Below are 17,273 nucleotides of genomic sequence, written 5' to 3'. Positions count from 1 at the left end.
CGCCACGCCTGACGCGTTGTCCTCGGCGCCCGGGGCCTGCGGCACGGTGTCCAGGTGCGCGCCCAGCACGATGTGAGGGCGGTCCGGATCGAAGCCGGGCGGGTCCGCGATGACGTTCACCGTCGTCCCCGACGGGACCCTGACACCCCAGGACACGCCAGCAGGCACCGGCACTGCCTGCCGGCGCACGGTGTAGCCCAGCTCGGTGAACTGGTCCGCCACGAGGTTCGCAGCGCGTCGGTAAGCCTTGCTCACCGCGTCCCTCGGCCCGATCCCGGCCAGCCGCTCCACCAGGTCCTGGGCGGCTGCTGCGTCGAACGGTCGGGCGGTCGGCGTCGAGGGCGTCGCTGGCGCCGGCGTCGTCACCGTCGGCCCGGGACTCGGCTCCGTGGTCGCGATCATGGCCGGCGTGCTGGACGTCCGTCGGTCGCTGGACGCGAGGGTCGCAGGCGTGGCAGCGGCGCACGCGCTCAGAAGGACCACGAGCGCGACGACGGCGCCGAGGGCCTTGATCTGGCGGGACTGGTGGAACGGCATGCGCCACCACCGTACGACGCGGTGTCAAGCGCGACGGAGATGCCGCCGCGGCGGTGGCGAAACTCACGGGTAACATGCGCCAGGAGCCGTCCGGCGACGCTTAGGCTCGAAGCGTGAGCAGGTCGCGGAGTCCCGGCTGGGTGCCCAACCAGCACGGCGCGTGGGCCATGCTCGCCTCTCCCCTGGCCGTCGGCATCCTCGCTGGCGGACCGGCATGGGTGCACGTGCCGCTCACCGCCCTCTGGTTCGTCGGCTACTTCGCCTTCTTCGCGACCAGCCTGTGGCTCAAGGCACGTCGGCGCCCGCGGTACTGGCCACCGGTTCGCGCCTATGGCATCGCTGCGGCGGTGCTCGGGCTCGTGACGCTGGCCGTGCAGCCGAGCCTCATCGTGTGGGCCCCACTGTTCATCCTGCCTCTCGGCGTTGGCTTGTGGGCCGCGGCCGCACGACGTGAGCGGGAGCTGCTCTCGGGCCTGACGACCGTGGTGGGATCCGGACTGATGACCGTCGTCGCCTACGCGGCGGGGTCCGGCACCGACCTGCACCGGGCCTGGCTGCTGGCCCTGACCCAGTTCCTGTACTTCGCCGGAACGGTGTTCTACGTCAAGTCCGCGATTCGCGAGCGGGGCAACGAGCGGTTCCTGTGGCTCAGCGTCGCTGCCCATGCAGCGGCCACCGTGGTCGTCCTGATCTTCTCGCCGTGGCTCGCGCTGGTCTTCCTCCTGCTCACCGTCCGCGCCGCGTTCGTGCCGCGGCTGGGGGCCACTCCCAAGCAGCTCGGCATCGGTGAGATCGTGTCGACGGTGGTCGTCGCGGTCGTCTCCCTGCTCACGGTCTGACCAGTCGCCCAAACGTGACGTGTTGGCGAACACGTCCGAGCGATGGTGTGCGAGAGTGCGTCGCATGACCGACGTCGCCGTCAACGAGCCCGTCAACGCGGCCCGCCCCGAGACCAAGGAACAGCGGGCCTGGTACTGGTACGACTGGGCCAACTCGGCCTACGTGACGACGACGGCGACGGTCCTGATGGGCCCCTACCTCACCCACGTCGCCACCCAGAGCGTGTGCCCGGGTATCGAGGACGACACCGCCTGCACCACCAACCTCGACGTCCTGGGCATCCCGATCTCCCCCGGCTCGGTCTACGCGTACACCGTGACCCTCGCGACGATCGTGTCCGCGCTCTTCCTCGTGCTCATCGGCGCCGTCGCCGACCGCAGCCCGCGGCCCACACGGCTCTTCGCGGGGTTCGCGTGGGCCGGGGCCCTCGCCGCCAGCCTCATGTTCTTCATCGCCGGGACGAACTGGCAGCTCGGTGTCGTCCTGACCATCGTGGCGAGCCTCTGCCTCGGCGCCTCCCTCGTCATCTACGACTCGATCCTCAACCGCATCGCCAACGAGAACGAGCGCGACCGGGTCTCCTCCAAGGGCTGGGCACTGGGCTACCTCGGCGGCGGGCTCCTGCTGGCGATCAACTTCGCGATGTTGACCTTCAAGGAGCAGCTCGGTCTCGACACGGTCATGGCGACGCGGATCAGCCTGCTCATGGCGGGCGTGTGGTGGGCCGCCTTCACCATCATCCCGGTGCGCGGCCTGGCCCACCTCACCGGAACCGTCGGCACGCCCGTCGACCGCAAGGCCGGCGTCGTCGGCGGCAGCTTCAAGCAGCTCGCGGCCACGTTCCGCGAGCTGCGGCTCTACCCGCAGACGATGCTGTTCCTGCTCGCCTACCTCTTCTTCAATGACGGCATCCAGACGGTCATCGGCAACTCCAGCCTCTACGGGCAGAAGGAGCTCGGCTTCGCCCAGGAGACGGTGCTCGGCCTGTTCCTCTTCGTCCAGTTCGTCGCGTTCTTCGGTGCCCGGCTCTTCGGTGCCGCCGCCGCGCGAGTCGGCGCCTGGCGGACGGTGCTGGCAGGGATCGCCTTGTGGAGCGTCGTCGTCATCATCGCCTTCTTCGTCCCCGCCAAGGCGATTGCGCTCTTCTTCGCGCTCGGCTTCCTCATCGGCATCGTGCTCGGCGGGACCCAGGCCCTCTCCCGGTCCCTCTACAGCCAGCTCATCCCGCGCGGCAAGGAAGCCGAGTTCTTCGGCTTCTACCAGGCCATGGAGCGCGGCACGAGCTGGCTCGGGACGCTGGCCTTCGGGCTCGTCTACCAGTTCACCCACAGCTATCGCTGGGCGATCGTCGTGCTCATCTTCTTCTTCGTCGTGGGCGGTCTGCTGCTCGCCAAGGTGGACATGCGCCGCGGCATCGAGGAGGCCGGCAACCCGGTGCCGGTCGTCGTCTGATATCAGGTCGCGGGAACAACGCAACCGTTTGGCTCGTTCAAGCGTCTGTGAGGGTAGGTACCTGCTGGGTACTGGCCACGAACAGACTTCTTGGGAGGGGTTCTGATGGCAGATCGAGCACTACGAGGTTCCAACCTCGGCGCGCGCAGCTTCGAGAGTGACGAGAACGTCGTCCCCAGTGAGCGGATGCTCACACTCTACGTCTGCCCCGACGGCCACCGGACCGAGCTCCCCTTCTCCGTCGAGGCGGAGCCGCCCCCGACGTGGGAGTGCCGCTGTGGTCTCGAGGCCCGTCTGCAGGGTGGGCCCGAGCCGGAGACCAAACCGGTCAAGCACCAGCGCACGCACTGGGACATGCTGCTCGAGCGTCGCTCCATCCCTGAGCTCGAGGAGCTCCTCGAGGAGCGCCTGACGCTCCTGCGCGAGTCCCGCGGTGAGAAGCCGCGCCGCAAGAAGTCGGCCTGACCCCGCCGGCTTCGCCAGACGAGCCCGCCCCGTTCGTGGGGGTGGGCTCGTTGCCTTTTCCCAGCGGTATGCCGCTGGGCTCGCTCGCGCTCGCTGGCGACCTCACTCGGCGGTGACCGTTACTCGTCGATGATCTCGCCCTCGATGACGTCTCCGTCGGACGTCGAACGACGCGGTGCGCCCGGGCCTGACTCAGGCCGGGTGTCGCCAGCGCCGAAGCCGGAGACCGCGCCCAGGTAGGGCGACTGCGCGATGAGGCGACGGCTGATCACTGCCTCCAGCAGCCTCCGGGCAACGGGCCGCGTGAACGGCAGGACGAGCGCGAAGCCGACGATGTCCGTGAGGAATCCCGGTGTCAGGAGCAGCGTGCCGCCGATGAGGATGAGCATGCCGTCGGCGAGCTCGCGGGCCGGCATGCGCCCGCTCTGCAACGCCTGCGTCAGGGCGACCCAGGCGCGCGCCCCCTCGAGGCGGATGAGCCAGGCGCCGAGGACCGACATGGCGACGAGGAGGAAGAACGTCTGCCAGCCACCGATGGCCTGCCCGACGGCGATGAGCGTCATGACCTCCAGAATGGGGACGATGAGCAGCAACAGCGCCGCGATCCGGGTCGGTCGCAGGCGCCCTCGGCGCGGCGGTGTGGTCATCGCTGCCGCTCCACGTCCGGCGTCGGCGCCACGGGCCGCCCGAGGGCGCGCTGCACGAGCGACCGCGCCTGCCCGGCCCGGTACTCGATGCCCCACCTCGTGACGTTGGAGAGGGCCTCGCGGACGATGTCCTTGCCCATCTTCGAGACTCCGATCTCACGCTCGACAAAGGTGATCGGCACCTCGACGACGGTGAGTCCGGCCCTCACGGCGCGCAGCGTCAGGTCGATCTGGAAGCAGTATCCCTGGGACTCGACCCCCTCGAGGTTCATCGCACGCAACGCGCTCGTGCGGTAGGCCCGGAAGCCCGCTGTCGCGTCGTTGACCCCCATGCCGAGCAGCACCTTCGTGTAGGCGTTGGCGCCGACCGAGAGCACCTTGCGGCGGGCCGGCCAGTTGCGGACCGCTCCCCCACGGACCCAGCGAGCCCCGATGACGAGATCCGCGTCGGCGAGCGCGGCGAGCAGGGCGGGCAGCTGCTCCGGCAAGTGCGATCCGTCAGCATCGATCTCGACAGCGGCGTCATAGCCCTCATCCATCGCGAGGGCGAAGCCAGCGAGATACGCCCGCCCGAGCCCCTCCTTGCCCGCCCGGTGGACGACCCGGATCTTCGGGTCCTCGGCGGCGAGTCCGTCGGCGACCTCGCCGGTGCCGTCGGGCGAGTTGTCGTCGAGGATGACGAGGTCGGCGTCCGGCACGCTGGCGCGCAGGCGCGAGGCGATCCGTGGCAGGTTCTCCCGCTCGTTGTAGGTCGGGATGAGCACCGCTACTCGGTGGATCGGCTCCCGTGTGGTGGAGGTCATCCCATTCCTTCGCTCGATTCGAGGTGGTTCGCCTGCGGCGTCGGCAGCACGGGCTCAGTCATCGTAGGGCGAACGGTGCCTGTCAACGACAGCCACCGTGGCGGCCACCTCGTGGGACCTTCTGTCCAGTCAACGCGCACACCGTCGGGGGCGTTCCAGTCGCCCCTCCCCCGCGGATCGACGCGTGCGCCGACCGTCAGTCGCTGAGTGCGGCGCGCTGACGCCGCACGCGGAGCCTGCGTCCGAGCAGGACGACGAGCGCCAGGAGAGCGACCCACTCCGGGCTCTCGCCCAGCCGGGTGGCCAGCGTCATCGAGTCACGCAGTGGCAGGGCACCGCGAACGACGGCCTGGGTGAACAACGAGGTGACCTGGTGAGCGGTCCCGTCGGGGGTGATGAGGGCACTCTGGCCGACGGTGGACACGTGGACGACGGATCGACCGAACTCGATCGCCCGCAGCCGGCTGATCGCCAGCTGCTGCGGCGACTCGGCCGTGTAGCCGAACGTGGCGTTGTTGGTCTGGACCACGAGAACGTTGGCGCCCGCATTGACGACATCGCGCATGATGTCGTCGTAGGCGACCTCGAAGCAGATCGACAGGCCGGCCCTGATCTCCTGGCCGGACGCGGCTGGGACGGTGAAGAGACCGACCTCGGATCCGGGGTAGAAGTCCCGCCGCACCAGGTCGACCTTGTCACTGAAGAGGCGCCAGAAGGCACGGTTGGGGATGTACTCGCCGAACGGCACGGGGTGGCGCTTGACGTAGCGATCCGTGTTGCCCTTCCCAGGCTCGAAGAGCAGCGACACGTTGGAGAGGTAGCCCCTCGGCTCCTCGAGCAGGCCACCGACGATGAGTGGGACACCGATCTGGTCCACCGTGTTGCGGATCAGCTGGTTGGCGTCCGCGTTGCGCAGCGGGTCGATGTCGGAGGAGTTCTCGGGCCACACGTAGAGATCGGGACGCGGCTGGCCTGCGCCCTCGGCCTGCGCGGCGAGCGTCGCTTTGACGTGGTTGTCGAGCACGGCCCGCCGCTCGGCGTTGAAGTCGAGGCCCGCACGCGGCACGTTGCCCTGGACGCCGACGAACTGCGCCGTCGGTCCGTCGGTCGGCAGGGGCACCAGCAACCCGGACAGACCCAGCCCGACGGCCAGGGCAGCCGGGAGCGCGAGCGAGCCCAGCGGCATACGGTCACGGGCCCGAGACGCGACCACGGCGAGAAGGCCACCGCTCAGCGCGAGGACGAACCCGACGAAGGGGGCACCACCGAGGGAGGCCAGGTGCCCGAAGGGCGAGTCCGCCTGTGAGAAGGCGAGCTTGACCCACGGGAACCCTCCATAGGGCGCTCTCGCCCGCAGTCCCTCGACGACGACCCAGACCAGCGCGAAGGCGAGGGGCCGGACAGTGCCTGAGTGGCCCGGCCGGCTCAGCCACGCATACAGGGCACCCACGAGACCGACGAAGAGCGCCTGGAGCGTCGCGAGGGCGAGCCAGGGCAGGTTGCCGACGTAGACCCCTGCCCAGTGCAGGGTCGGCAGGAAGAACGCGAGACCGGCCAGGAGGCCGAGGCCGAAGCCCGCGCGGGGACGGACCCCGGTGAGAACCAGCGCGAGCAGGCCCAGGGATACCGGCGCAGCGACCCAGACGTCGAAGGTGGGGAAGGCAAGGCACAGCACTCCCCCACTGACGAGGGCACCCACGACGCGACGCAGCACGGGGTTACCGTATGCCGCTGGGCTGGGTTTCCGGGTCAGGGGACGACGACGACGCCACGCGCGGTCGTTGCGACGATGGGCGGCTCGAGCAGGTCTGCTGCCGACGGACCCCGCTCGGGGTTGCCACGCCCTACCACCCGCACCTCGAAGGCCATCTCGCGGCTGCGGCTGCCGACCCGGACGATCTCCGCCGAGATCTCGATGACGTCACCGGCCCGTACCGGGGCCTTGAACTGGACGTCACTGTAGGAGGCGAAGAGCCCCTCGTCGCCGTCGGTCATGATGCACATCTCGGTTGCGACGTCGCCGAAGGCCGCGAGTGAGTAGGCGCCGTCGACGAGGTTGCCGGCGTAGTGGGCGTGGCTGTAGGGCACGTAGCGCCGGTGCGTGACCCGCCTGCCGACCTCCGCGCGTGACGCACGTGCTGCTGACTCCCTCACGTCCTGCCTGCCTTTCGGGTCGTCATCTCGTGGACATCTCATGGACGAGGTAGCTCGCAACCTCAGACGGCTTGGTCCCGCGCCCGAAGATCCGGTCGATCCCGAGGCGAGCCTCCGAGCCCTCCTCGAACCGTGGACCGCCGGCGACGAGGATCGGCACCGTCCCTGCCGGGTACGCCTCGCGGAAGGCGGCCGACATCTGCATCGTGTTGTGGATGTGCGCGTCCTTCTGCGTCACGACCTGGCTGACGAGGACGGCGTCCGCCTTCTCCTCCTTCGCGCGCGCGACGAGGTCCGGGACGAGCACCTGGGCGCCGAGGTTGACCACGGTGATCTCGGAGTAGTACTCGAGTCCCTTCTCCCCCGCGAACCCCTTGATGTTGAGGATCGCGTCGATGCCGACGGTGTGGGCGTCGGTGCCGATGCAGGCACCGACGACGACGAGCGGGCGGCGCAGCGTCCGCTTGATCGCCGCGTTCGCGTCCTTGGCCGACAGGAGCGGGTACTCGCGCTCGACGACGTGGACGTCGTCGAGGTTGACCAGGTGGTGGACGCTGCCGTAGACGACGAAGAAGGTGAAGTCCGGGCCCATCGCCTTGGCGTGGACGATGAGGGCCGGGTCGAGGCCCATCTTCCGGGCCAGCTGCAGGGCAGCCCCCTCGGCGCGCTTGTCGTGCGGGATGGGCAGCGTGAACGACAGCTGGACCATGCCGTCGCCGGTCGTGTCGCCGTACGGGCGAATGATGTTGCCGCTCAACGGTTCACGACCTCCTTGACGGTCACTGCCGACGCTGCCGTATGCCGCTGGGCTGGCTTGGGCGTGCCCGCATCGAGGGCCGTGATGGCGGGGTTGTCATACCCGGGGGCTCGCTCGACGACCCCGTCGAGCCCCTTGCCGCCGTTGGGGGGCCGCTTCATCAGGCCGAACGTGCCGTCGGCGATGGCGGCGAGGAGGGGTGGGTCACCAGCGGAATCCGAGTCGTGCACGATGCGCTCGAGCAGGTCGACCGCCTCGCCGAGGACCTGCCTCGCCCGGGTCTGGATGAAGCCGTCACGCGGCGGATGGAAGTCCTCGGCCAGGCCACCCGCGGCGTTCATGACGTAGCGGACGTTCTGCAGGGCGAGGTCTCGGTCCGAGAGGAAGGGCGTGACGACGGCCTCGGTCATCATGCCGACCAGGAGGATGCCCTGGCCGGTCATCGCGCCGACGAGATTGAAGAAGCCGTCGAGCAGGTAGCCCCGGAAGATGTCCCCGGTCATGTGCTTCGTCGGGGGCATCCACTTGAGGGGCGCCTCAGGGAACAGCTCCCGAGCGAGGAGGGCATGGGCGAGCTCGAGGCGGAAACTGTCGGGCAGATCGGGGTTGATCTCGAAGGCGTGGCCCAGGCCGAGCTGCCAGTCCTCGAGGCCGGCCTCCTTGGCGAACCGCTCGTTGAGCAGCTGGCTCACGGTGACGGTGTGCGCCGCCTCGACCGCGTCCGCTGTCGTCAGGTAGTTGTCCTCGCCGGTGTTGATGATGATCCCGGCGCGTGCGTGGATCTGGCGGGAGAAGCGCTGGTCGACGAAGGTGCGGATGGGGTTGATGTCGCGGAAGAGGATGCCGTACATCGAGTCGTTGAGCATCATGTCGAGCCGCTCCAGGCCGGCGAGCGCGGCGATCTCCGGCATGCACAGACCGGAGGCGTAGTTGGTGAGGCGCACGTACCGGCCGAGCTCCTTGCTCACGTCGTCGAGGGCCGCCCGCATGAGGCGGAAGTTCTCCTGTGTGGCGTACGTGCCGGCGAAGCCCTCCCGCGTCGCGCCCTCGGGGACGTAGTCGAGCAGCGACTGCCCCGTGGACCGGATCACCGCGATGACGTCGGCGCCCTCCCGGGCCGCCGCCTGGGCCTGCGGGATGTCCTCGTGGATGTCCCCGGTCGCGACGATGAGATAGATCCACGGGCTCTGCTTCGGGTCGCCGAGCCGGGCGACGAGACGCTCGCGTGTCCTCCGGGCCGCATCGATCCGCTTCAGGCCGACGGACACCCCGCGGGCTGCCGCGCGTTTGGCGGCCGTCTCCTCGCGCCCCGTGGGAAGTCGGAAGGAGACATTGCCGCTCGACGCCTTCTGGGCGAGCGTCGCCAGGTCCGGGGCCTCCCCCCGCAGCAAGGCGTCGTAGACCGGAGTCGTCACGCCGTGCTCGAGGCCGACCTGGTCGCGCACGGTCGACACGAGGTGGTTGACCCACGGCACTCGCTCGTGGTCCGCCCCTGCGAGCCCGGCGAGCCGGAGCGTGGCCCGCTCGACGGACACCGTGGTGTGCCGCTTGGCGATCGAGACGACCGGGGCGGCCGCCTGACGGGCCAGCGCTCGAGCCCTGCGGACGACGGCGGGATCGAGTTCGAGACGTGCAGGAGAAGTCACGGCGCCAGCCTAGCCAACACCGCAGTTCCTCCTGCTACATGGCCGTCAGACCGCAAGATCAGCACACCTCGCCCCCTCACCGGCGAATGGACGAAATTCATGGCGCTCCGCGGGTGACGTTTGCGGCAAAAGGGTGCAGAATCCGTAGTTGAACATGTGACTACCTGTTCACTTCCTCCACACATCCGGGAGCTGTCTTTCATGGATTTCGTTCTCCTCGTCGGCCGGATTCTCTTCGTCGCGCTGTTCCTCGCCTCCGCCATGGGGCACCTGACCCAGAGCAAGGCCATGGGTGCCTACGCCGGGTCGAAGGGCGTCCCGTCACCGGTGCTCGCCACCCAGGTCTCCGGAGTGCTCATCCTGCTCGGCGGGATCTCGGTGCTGCTCGGCCTCTGGGGTGACCTCGGGTCCCTGTTCCTCGTCGTCTTCCTGCTGCCCACCGCCCTGCTCATGCATGCCTTCTGGAAGGAGACCGAGCCGATGGCCAAGCAGATGGAGATGGTCCAGTTCAACAAGGACGTGGCGCTGGCGGGCGGCGCGCTCGTTCTCTTCTGGGCCTTCTCTCAGGACCCAGGCATGACCATCACCAACTCCCTCTTCTGAGGGTCACGTAGGTAGATCTGGTCAGTCCATCTGATCAGGCGATCCGGGCCGCAAAGAGGTCGCGGACGGCCGTGTTCTCGCGGACGAGGTCAAGTGCGAGCTCGGCATGTCCGGGCACGTAGCCGTTGCCGATGAGCATGCGAACGTCCGCGGCCAGGCCCTCCGCACCCAGGGCGGCTGCCGCGAAGTTGGTCGCCATGCTGAAGAAGATGATCGTGCCGCCCTGCGCGGTGGACAGGATCGCGGGCTGCTCACACCCCGGGACATCGACGCAGACGACCGTCACGTCAGCCGGCCCACCGGCTGCCTCCACGGCACGGCTCAACCCGAGCGGGGACCGTGCATCGGCCACGACGACCTCGTCGGCCAGACCCGTCGGCTCGAGCAGGTCATGCTCCCGGTCGCTCGGCACCACGGCGATGAGGTGCCCGGCACCGGCGCGACGTGCCGCTGCGAGCGACAACGAGCCCGACTTCCCCGCCCCGCCGAGAACGGCGACGGTGAGCGGTCGGGGCCCAGCGGCATACGACTGCGTGTACTCCCCCACCACGCGCTCGACGAGGGCCGGCGCCCCGCACACGTCCATCACCATGAGGGCGAGGCGTGGGTCGAGGTCATCGGGAAGGCGCGCGGCGATGGTGCGCCCGAAGAGGATGGCGTGACCCTCGGCCGGGACCTGCTCCGAGCGCCCGTCCCAACGGGCCAGGCCGTCGGTGATGCTGAGCGGCGTGAGCGAGAGCGAGACCAGCGTCGCGACGCGGTCCCCCACCCGCAGGTCGGTTCGGCTCTCGGGCCCCACGTCCGCCACGGTGCCGATGAGCATGCCACCGGAGCCGGTGACCGGGTTCTGCATCTTCCCGCGGTCGGCGATGATCGCGACGACCTCCGACCGGACCGCGTCGCCGTCGATCACCCCCGCCGTCGTGTGCTTCTCCGCGAGCTGGCGGTAGGACGCCGCGTCGAGGTTGAGGGTGTCCACGTCGATCCGGACCTCGTCCGGCCACAGCTCGGGCCGCGCGTCGAGCCGTCGCGCCGCCTGCGGGAGCGTGATCGCGTCCCCACTCGGGTCGAGCACCCGGTGCAGGCCGACGGGTGAGGAGGGCAGGTCACGATTCACGATCGATCCTTCGGTCTGAAGCGGCTTGAACGGAAGATCCTCCGGCAGCATAGAAGATTCGATGACGAAATTTCGGTATCGTGACGGCATGACCATGGTTGAGCAGCCCTACGTGTACCAACGCCGCGAGCTCGTGGAGCCCGACTGGACGCGCTTCCCCGGCTGGCGGGACGTGACCCAGGAGGACTGGGACAGCGCCCAGTGGCAGCGGGTCAACTGCGTGCGCAACCTCAAGCAGCTCCGGGCGCTGATGGGCGACCTGCTCGACGACCGGTTCTATGCCGACCTCGAGCGGGACCAGGCCGAGCGCGCCACGATGTCGATGCTCGTGCCGCCGCAGATGCTCAACACCATGGTCCCATCCACCGACACGCCGATGCCGGCGGCGGGCCACGACTTCACGGAGGCGTTCTACGCCGACCCGATCCGGCGCTACATGCTGCCGGTCTTCTCGGACCGTCGCACCGACTGGCCGTCGCACCCGCATGCCTCGCGTGACTCGCTGCACGAGCACGACATGTGGGTCGCCGAGGGTCTGACGCACCGCTATCCCACCAAGGTTCTCGCCGAGCTGCTGCCGACCTGCCCGCAGTACTGCGGTCACTGCACCCGCATGGACCTCGTCGGCAACTCGACGCCGCAGGTGAACAAGCTGAAGTTCGACCTCAAGCCGGTCGACCGCTACGACGCGATGCTGACCTACCTGCGCGACACCCCGGCGGTCCGGGACGTCGTCGTCTCGGGTGGCGACGTCGCCAACATGCCGTGGAAGAACCTCGAGGCGTTCCTCGACCGGCTGCTCGAGATCGAGAACATCCGCGACATCCGCCTGGCGACCAAGGCGCTCATGGGTCTGCCACAGCACTGGTTCGCCGAGGACGTCGTCGAGGGCGTCGCCCGGGTCGCCACCAAGGCCCGGGCCCGCGGCGTCTCGCTCGCGATCCACACCCACGTCAACAACGCCCAGTCGATCACGCCCTCGGTGGCCCGGGCGTCGAAGGCGATGCTCGAGGCCGGCGTCCGCGACGTGCGCAACCAGGGCGTTCTCATGCGCGGGGTCAACGACACCACCGAGCAGCTGCTCGACCTGTGTTTCGCGCTGACGGACGGTGCGATGATCACGCCCTACTACTTCTACATGTGCGACATGATCCCGTTCTCCGAGCACTGGAGGCTCTCGCTCGCGGAGGCGCAGCACCTGCAGCACTCGATCCTGGGCTACCTGCCCGGCTTCGCGACGCCACGGATCGTCTGCGACGTGCCGTTCGTCGGCAAGCGCTGGGTCCACCAGCAGGACGAGTACGACACCGAGCGCGGAATCTCCTACTGGCGCAAGAACTACCGGACCTCCATCGAGGGGGCGGACACCGCTGCACTCTCCCGCGAGTACGTCTACTACGACCCGATCTACACGCTTGGGGAGTCCGGGCAGCAGTGGTGGCGTGACGCGGTGGACCATGAGACGGTCATCGCCGCCGCGGGCGAGCGAGCCGCCGCCAGCCGTGCCGCGGCCGAGTCCCAGCTCGTCTGACGCGGCTCGCCGGCCATCGGCTCAGGTACCGGGCGACGTCCACGGACGCGTCCGCGTCACCCCTAGACTGCGCACGTGACCGCCAAGCCGCCGCCTGCCCGGACCCGGATGCCTCGCGCCGAGCGGGAGGCGCAGATGCTCCAGGTCGCCGAGCGGGTCTTCGGCTCACGCGGATTCCAGGCAACGACGATGGACGAGATCGCCGAGCAGGTCGGCGTGACAAAGCCGCTCATCTACGACTACTTCGGCTCGAAGGAGGGGCTGTTCGCGGCCACCATCGAGCGCGCCCGACACCAGCTCCTCGCCGCGGTCATCCTGGCGTGGGAGTCGAACCCCGACGCGACGCCGCGGCTTCGGGTCCGCGAGGTCATCACCGCCTTCTTCGACTTCATTGACGAGCACGACCGGGGCTTCGCCCTCCTGCGCACCGAGGGCGCCCTCATCGGCGAGGCGGCCGCGTCGGTGGAGCGCATCAGGCAACAGACGGCAAAGGCGCTCGCCGAGGGCATCACGATGCTGCCGGGCTTCGCCGAGCTCCCGTCGCGGCGCCTCGTGCCGCTCGTCGAAGTCATCATCGGAGGCATCGAGCGACTCGCGGCCTACCGCAGCGAACGCCCCGGCATGACGGCCCAGGAGGCGGCCGAGCTCGTCGTCACCACGACCTGGGATGGCCTGGCATCGCTCGCGAGAGCCTGACCCGCGTGGCTCGCTCGTCGAGGAAGGGCGGCCGCGGCCCCGGCTCGGGGCCCAGCACCCCGGCGACGCTCGCCCTCGACGCCCTCGGAATCACCTACACCGGGCACACCTACGAGCACGACTCCGCAGCGACGGGCTACGGGGACGAGGCCGCTCGTGAGCTCGGGGTTGCCCCGGACCGCATCTTCAAGACCCTGCTCGTCGACACGGGCGAGGGCCTTGCCGTTGCGATCGTCCCCGTGGCTGGTCAGCTGGACCTCAAGGCGGTGGCGGCGGCGTTGGGCGTCAAGGCGGTTCGCATGGCGGACCCAGCCGACGCCGCCCGGGCCACCGGGTACGTCCTGGGTGGCATCTCGCCCATCGGCCAGCGGCGAAGGCTGCGCACCGTGGTCGACGGCTCCGCGTCCTCGCACGACACGGTGTACGTCTCGGGCGGTCGTCGAGGTTTCCAGGTCGAGCTCGCCCCCGACGACCTGCTCCGGGCCACAGCTGGTTCCCAGGCCCCCATCGCACGCGCGTGAGATACGTTGTCGTAGAGTCGATCTCGCTCGGTCAGTCCTCCGGCGCCCGCTCGGCAGCGCTGCTGCGACCCTCCCACGGCGTCGACAGGACGACGGTGGTCCGCGTGGAGACGCTCGCGGCTGTACGAATCCGGGCGAGCAGGTCCTCCAGAGCCCCAGGCGTAGCGGTGCGCACCTTGAGGATGTAGCTCTCGACGCCGGCGACGGAGTAGCAGGCCTCGATCTCGCCGATGTGCCTCAGCCGCTCCGGGACATCGTCAGGGGCGCTCGGGTCGAACGGCGTGACGGAGATGAGGGCGGTGAGTGGCAGCGACAGGGCCTCCGGCGACACGGTCGCGGAGTAGCCGGTGATGACGCCGCGCTCCTCGAGTCGCCGGACCCGCTGGTGGACCGCGGACGTGGACAGGCCGGTCGCCCGGCCCAGGTCCGTGAAGCTCATGCGCCCGTCGGCCAGGAGCAGCCCGACGAGCCGACGGTCGAGGTCTTCCATGCTCGAAACCCTAGTCGCGCCCCCCGCTCTGTCGGGCAGATCCGGGCCCTACTCTCGTTACATGCCGCCGCCGACAGCCGAGAGGCTGCTCCTACTTGACTCCGCCTCGCTCTACTTCCGGGCCTTCTTCGGCGTGCCCGAGGTCATCGGCCCGAGCGGCCTCCCGACCAACGCCGTCCGTGGCCTGCTCGACATGATCGCCACGCTCGTCGAGCGCTCGCGCCCGTCGCACCTCGCGGCCTGCTGGGACAACGACTGGAGGCCCGCCTTTCGCGTCGAGGCGATCCCGACGTACAAGACCCACCGCGTGGCAAGCACGGTCGACGGGGTCGTCGAGGAGCAGGTGCCCGACGCCTTGGCCGTTCAGGTGCCGATCATCGTCGACGCGCTCACCGCGCTCGGCGTCGCCCGCGTCGGCGTGGACGGGCATGAGGCCGACGACGTCATCGGCACGCTCGCGACGCTGTACCGGGGCCGGCTCCCGATCGACATCGTCACCGGGGACCGCGACCTGTTCCAGCTCGTGGACGATGCCAACGACATCCGCGTCCTGTACACGGCGCGCGGCGGGGTGCGCAACGCGGACGTCGTCGACGAGGCGTTCCTCCTCGACAAGTACGGCATCCCGAGCGGCGCGGCCTACGCAGACATGGCTGTCCTCCGGGGTGACTCGAGCGACGGACTGCCGGGGGTCGCGGGCATCGGCGAGAAGACGGCCGCCAAGCTCATCACGACGTACGGGTCCCTCGATGCGCTCCGGGCGGCGATCGACGCGGGCGACCCCGCGATCAAGGGTGCCCAGCGGGCGCGGCTCGAGGCGGGGGCCGAGTACCTCGACGCCGCGCCGAGGGTCGTCGAGGTCGTCCGGGACGCACCCATCGGCGAGGTCGACCTCAGCGCGCCGACCCGGGTGGCCGATCCGGCCCTGATGTCCCGTCTCGCCGTCGAGCATGGCCTGACGAACCCCTTCGACCGCGTCGTCAGTGCCCTCGGTCTGGGCTGAGCCACCCAGCCAACGGTGCCGTATGCCGCTGAGCCGGCTCAGCGGCATACGGCATGTTCTGGGGTGGCTCAGTCCAGTCGGTCAGCCGCGACGACGCCCCGAAGCACGGCGTCGCTCGCCTTCCTGGCGACGCGCTGGAGGTCACGGTCGCCGGCATCGGTCAGCTGGCCCAGCAGGTCGATGACCTGCTTGCACCGTCGCACGAAGTCACCGGCAGCGAGCTCGGTGCCCCGCAGGACGTCCTCGAGGCGGCGGCCGCTCGCCCAGCGGTGGACGGCCCAGGCGATCCCGGGATCGGGCGCGCCGGTCGTTGGCAGGGCCAGCGCTCCCTCGGCGTCCTCGAGGTCCGACCAGATGGCGAGCATGCGGTCGTGTGCCTCGCGCACGTCGTCGTTCGGCCATCGTGGCGCCAGGCCGGCGTCCTCGCGCCGCGGCTCGTAGATCAGCGTGGACACCACGGCGGCGAGCGAGGGCGGGTCGAGGGTGCGCCAGACGTCCTCGCGGAGGCATTCGGCGGCCAGCAGGTCCTTCTCCGTGTAGAGCTGGCGCAGCCGCTCCCCGTGCTCGGTGACGCGCTCGCCGCCGTCAGCAAGGTAGCCCAGGTCGACGAGCAGGTCGCAGATCCGGTCGAACGTCTTCGCGACGGAGTTGGTGCGGCCCTCGATCTTCCGCTGCAGCCCGTCGGTCTCGCGACGCAGCCGCCACCACCGCTCGGCCCAGCGTGCATGGTCCTCGCGGTCGGGGCACTGGTGGCACGGGTGTGCGCGCAGGCGACGACGCAGCTCGTCGATGCGCTCGTCGGCGGCGTCCTCGTCAATCACTCGGCTTACGCGGCGAGTCCGTGGCGGGTCGTGCGGCAGGGTCGCGCGGAGGGTCGCCGCCAGGTCGCGGCGAGCCTTCGGGTTCTTGGCGTTGAAGTGCTTCGGGACCCGCATCGTGCCGAGCGGCTCGAGGGGCGACGGGACATCGTGCAGGGTGAGCCGCCGCAGGTGATGATCCTCGGTCACGACTGCCGGCGACGGGGCATCGCCGCGCCTGCCACCACGGTTGGGCAGGACCACGACGGCCAGACCGCTGTGACGTCCGCTCGGGATGCGGATGATGTCGCCGATCTTGAGGTTCTCGAGCGAGACCGCGGCCGCGGCGCGCAGGGACGCGGAGCGGGCCTTCGCGCCCTCCTTCTCGATCGTGCGGATCTCGTTGCGCATGGCGGCGTACTCCGTGAAGTCACCCAGGTGGCAGGTCATCGCCTCCGCGTAGCCGGTGAGGGCCTCTTCGTTGCGTCGCACGGTCCGCACCAGGCCGACGACGGCGCGGTCGGCCTGGAACTGCGCGAAAGAGGTCTCGAGGATCTCCCGCGCGCTCCCCCGTCCGAACTGGCGCACGAGGTTGACGGCCATGTTGTACGTGGGTCGGAAGCTGGAATGGAGTGGGTACGTCCGGGTCGAGGCGAGGCCGGCGACGCTCTCGGGGTCGAGCCCGCGGTTCCAGATGACGACGGCGTGGCCCTCGATGTCGATGCCGCGGCGGCCGGCCCGCCCGGTCAGCTGGGTGTACTCGGCAGGCGTGACATCGACGTGGCTCTCGCCGTTGAACTTGACCAGCTTCTCGAGCACGACGGTCCGGGCCGGCATGTTGATCCCCAGGGCGAGGGTCTCGGTTGCGAAGACGGCGCGCACGCGACCCTGCGTGAACAGCTCCTCGACGATCTCGCGGAAGGTCGGCAGCATGCCGGCGTGGTGGGCGGCGAAGCCCCTCGAGATGCCCTCGACGAAGTCCCAGTAGCCGAGGACCGCGAGGTCCTCCTCGGCGATGCCCTGGACCCGCTCCTCGACGAGCCGCCGGTTCGCGGCCCCCTCCGCATCGGTGACGAGGCGCATCCCGGTGGCGAGCAGCTGACCGACCGCCGCCTCGCATCCGGCCCGGCTGAAGATGAACGTGATGGCCGGAAGCAGGCCCTCCCGGTCGAGGCGGTCGATGACCTCCGCTCGGGTCGCGCCACCGCCAGGGC

18 protein-coding genes are annotated in these 17,273 nt (G+C 69.7%); 8 read left to right on the top strand and 10 right to left on the bottom strand.

The genetic code is table 11. From position 1 onward, the window contains the following. On the bottom strand, nt 1-537 hold a 537-nt coding region (locus VIR15_RS03820), incomplete at its 3' end, for a M28 family peptidase (RefSeq protein WP_331926147.1). Between the two features lie 113 nt (nt 538-650). Between VIR15_RS03820 and VIR15_RS03815 the strand changes: the two genes are divergently transcribed. From VIR15_RS03815 to VIR15_RS03805, 3 genes are all read left to right on the top strand, one after another. Continuing rightward, the gene (locus VIR15_RS03815) at nt 651-1,376 is read left to right on the top strand and encodes a YwiC-like family protein (protein ID WP_331926146.1); all 726 of its coding nucleotides are present in this window, start codon (nt 651-653) and stop codon (nt 1,374-1,376) included. A gap of 64 nt (nt 1,377-1,440) precedes the next feature. After that, nucleotides 1,441-2,829, top strand: coding sequence for an MFS transporter (locus tag VIR15_RS03810; RefSeq protein WP_331926145.1), 1,389 nt, complete (start codon nt 1,441-1,443; stop codon nt 2,827-2,829). 105 nt (nt 2,830-2,934) lie between these two features. Then, entirely contained in the window at nt 2,935-3,294 is a 360-nt protein-coding gene (locus VIR15_RS03805) for an RNA polymerase-binding protein RbpA (protein WP_331926144.1), read from the top strand. A 119-nt stretch (nt 3,295-3,413) separates the two neighbouring features. Here the strand turns inward: VIR15_RS03805 and VIR15_RS03800 are convergent, their stop codons facing one another. From VIR15_RS03800 to kamD, 6 genes are all read right to left on the bottom strand, one after another. Next, the gene (locus VIR15_RS03800) at nt 3,414-3,941 is read right to left on the bottom strand and encodes an FxsA family protein (protein WP_331926143.1); all 528 of its coding nucleotides are present in this window, start codon (nt 3,939-3,941) and stop codon (nt 3,414-3,416) included. Continuing rightward, on the bottom strand, nt 3,938-4,744 hold the full coding sequence (locus tag VIR15_RS03795; RefSeq protein WP_331926142.1) for a polyprenol monophosphomannose synthase: 807 nt from the start codon (nt 4,742-4,744) through the stop codon (nt 3,938-3,940). Before VIR15_RS03795 ends, VIR15_RS03800 begins: the two co-directional genes overlap by 4 nt. Before the next feature lie 196 nt (nt 4,745-4,940). Further along, complete coding sequence (gene lnt / locus VIR15_RS03790) at nt 4,941-6,458, bottom strand: apolipoprotein N-acyltransferase (protein WP_331926141.1); 1,518 nt, start codon at nt 6,456-6,458, stop codon at nt 4,941-4,943. 35 nt (nt 6,459-6,493) lie between these two features. Further along, nucleotides 6,494-6,898: a 3-aminobutyryl-CoA ammonia lyase gene (gene kal / locus VIR15_RS03785; RefSeq protein ID WP_331926140.1), complete on the bottom strand. Its 405-nt coding sequence runs from the start codon at nt 6,896-6,898 to the stop codon at nt 6,494-6,496. A gap of 22 nt (nt 6,899-6,920) precedes the next feature. Further along, nucleotides 6,921-7,655: a lysine 5,6-aminomutase subunit beta gene (gene kamE / locus VIR15_RS03780; RefSeq protein WP_331926139.1), complete on the bottom strand. Its 735-nt coding sequence runs from the start codon at nt 7,653-7,655 to the stop codon at nt 6,921-6,923. Then, nucleotides 7,652-9,301, bottom strand: a complete 1,650-nt coding sequence (gene kamD / locus VIR15_RS03775) for a lysine 5,6-aminomutase subunit alpha (RefSeq protein WP_331926138.1) — start codon at nt 9,299-9,301, stop codon at nt 7,652-7,654. Before kamD ends, kamE begins: the two co-directional genes overlap by 4 nt. Before the next feature lie 201 nt (nt 9,302-9,502). On the opposite strand from kamD, the gene VIR15_RS03770 reads away from it, so the two are divergent. Beyond that, nucleotides 9,503-9,904 carry a DoxX family protein gene (locus VIR15_RS03770; protein ID WP_331926137.1) on the top strand — a complete coding sequence of 134 codons (402 nt, stop codon included), beginning with the start codon at nt 9,503-9,505 and terminating at the stop codon, nt 9,902-9,904. 34 nt (nt 9,905-9,938) lie between these two features. On the opposite strand, the gene kdd is transcribed toward VIR15_RS03770, so the two are convergent. Further along, entirely contained in the window at nt 9,939-11,021 is a 1,083-nt protein-coding gene (kdd, locus tag VIR15_RS03765; RefSeq protein WP_331926136.1) for an L-erythro-3,5-diaminohexanoate dehydrogenase, read from the bottom strand. Between the two features lie 88 nt (nt 11,022-11,109). On the opposite strand from kdd, the gene VIR15_RS03760 reads away from it, so the two are divergent. The 3 genes from VIR15_RS03760 (at nt 11,110) to ybaK (ending at nt 13,769) form a co-directional block, all read left to right on the top strand. After that, nucleotides 11,110-12,552, top strand: coding sequence for a KamA family radical SAM protein (locus tag VIR15_RS03760; protein WP_331926135.1), 1,443 nt, complete (start codon nt 11,110-11,112; stop codon nt 12,550-12,552). 75 nt (nt 12,553-12,627) lie between these two features. After that, complete coding sequence (locus tag VIR15_RS03755; protein ID WP_331926134.1) at nt 12,628-13,248, top strand: TetR/AcrR family transcriptional regulator; 621 nt, start codon at nt 12,628-12,630, stop codon at nt 13,246-13,248. A gap of 5 nt (nt 13,249-13,253) precedes the next feature. Beyond that, on the top strand, nt 13,254-13,769 hold the full coding sequence (gene ybaK, locus VIR15_RS03750; RefSeq protein WP_331926133.1) for a Cys-tRNA(Pro) deacylase: 516 nt from the start codon (nt 13,254-13,256) through the stop codon (nt 13,767-13,769). Between the two features lie 31 nt (nt 13,770-13,800). Here the strand turns inward: ybaK and VIR15_RS03745 are convergent, their stop codons facing one another. Further along, complete coding sequence (locus VIR15_RS03745; protein WP_331926132.1) at nt 13,801-14,259, bottom strand: Lrp/AsnC family transcriptional regulator; 459 nt, start codon at nt 14,257-14,259, stop codon at nt 13,801-13,803. 61 nt (nt 14,260-14,320) lie between these two features. Between VIR15_RS03745 and VIR15_RS03740 the strand changes: the two genes are divergently transcribed. Continuing rightward, entirely contained in the window at nt 14,321-15,262 is a 942-nt protein-coding gene (locus VIR15_RS03740) for a 5'-3' exonuclease (RefSeq protein ID WP_331926131.1), read from the top strand. A 68-nt stretch (nt 15,263-15,330) separates the two neighbouring features. On the opposite strand, the gene VIR15_RS03735 is transcribed toward VIR15_RS03740, so the two are convergent. Beyond that, nucleotides 15,331-17,273, bottom strand: a 1,943-nt coding sequence (locus VIR15_RS03735) for a DEAD/DEAH box helicase (protein ID WP_331926130.1), incomplete at its 5' end; no start/stop codon positions are given.

It is taken from the genome of Intrasporangium sp. (genome assembly GCF_036566125.1).
GTDB lineage: Bacteria > Actinomycetota > Actinomycetes > Actinomycetales > Dermatophilaceae > Intrasporangium.
This window is presented reverse-complemented; position numbering and strand designations above follow the sequence as displayed.

Bases quoted from the DNA above. Each gene is read 5' to 3' on its own strand.
- VIR15_RS03810 (WP_331926145.1), top strand. From the start codon at position 1,441: ATGACCGACGTCGCCGTCAACGAGCCCGTCAACGCGGCCCGCCCCGAG.
- VIR15_RS03805 (WP_331926144.1), top strand. From the start codon at position 2,935: ATGGCAGATCGAGCACTACGAGGTTCCAACCTCGGCGCGCGCAGCTTC.
- VIR15_RS03800 (WP_331926143.1), bottom strand. From the start codon at position 3,941: ATGACCACACCGCCGCGCCGAGGGCGCCTGCGACCGACCCGGATCGCG.
- VIR15_RS03795 (WP_331926142.1), bottom strand. From the start codon at position 4,744: ATGACCTCCACCACACGGGAGCCGATCCACCGAGTAGCGGTGCTCATC.
- VIR15_RS03770 (WP_331926137.1), top strand. From the start codon at position 9,503: ATGGATTTCGTTCTCCTCGTCGGCCGGATTCTCTTCGTCGCGCTGTTC.
- VIR15_RS03760 (WP_331926135.1), top strand. From the start codon at position 11,110: ATGACCATGGTTGAGCAGCCCTACGTGTACCAACGCCGCGAGCTCGTG.
- VIR15_RS03745 (WP_331926132.1), bottom strand. From the start codon at position 14,259: ATGGAAGACCTCGACCGTCGGCTCGTCGGGCTGCTCCTGGCCGACGGG.
- VIR15_RS03740 (WP_331926131.1), top strand. From the start codon at position 14,321: ATGCCGCCGCCGACAGCCGAGAGGCTGCTCCTACTTGACTCCGCCTCG.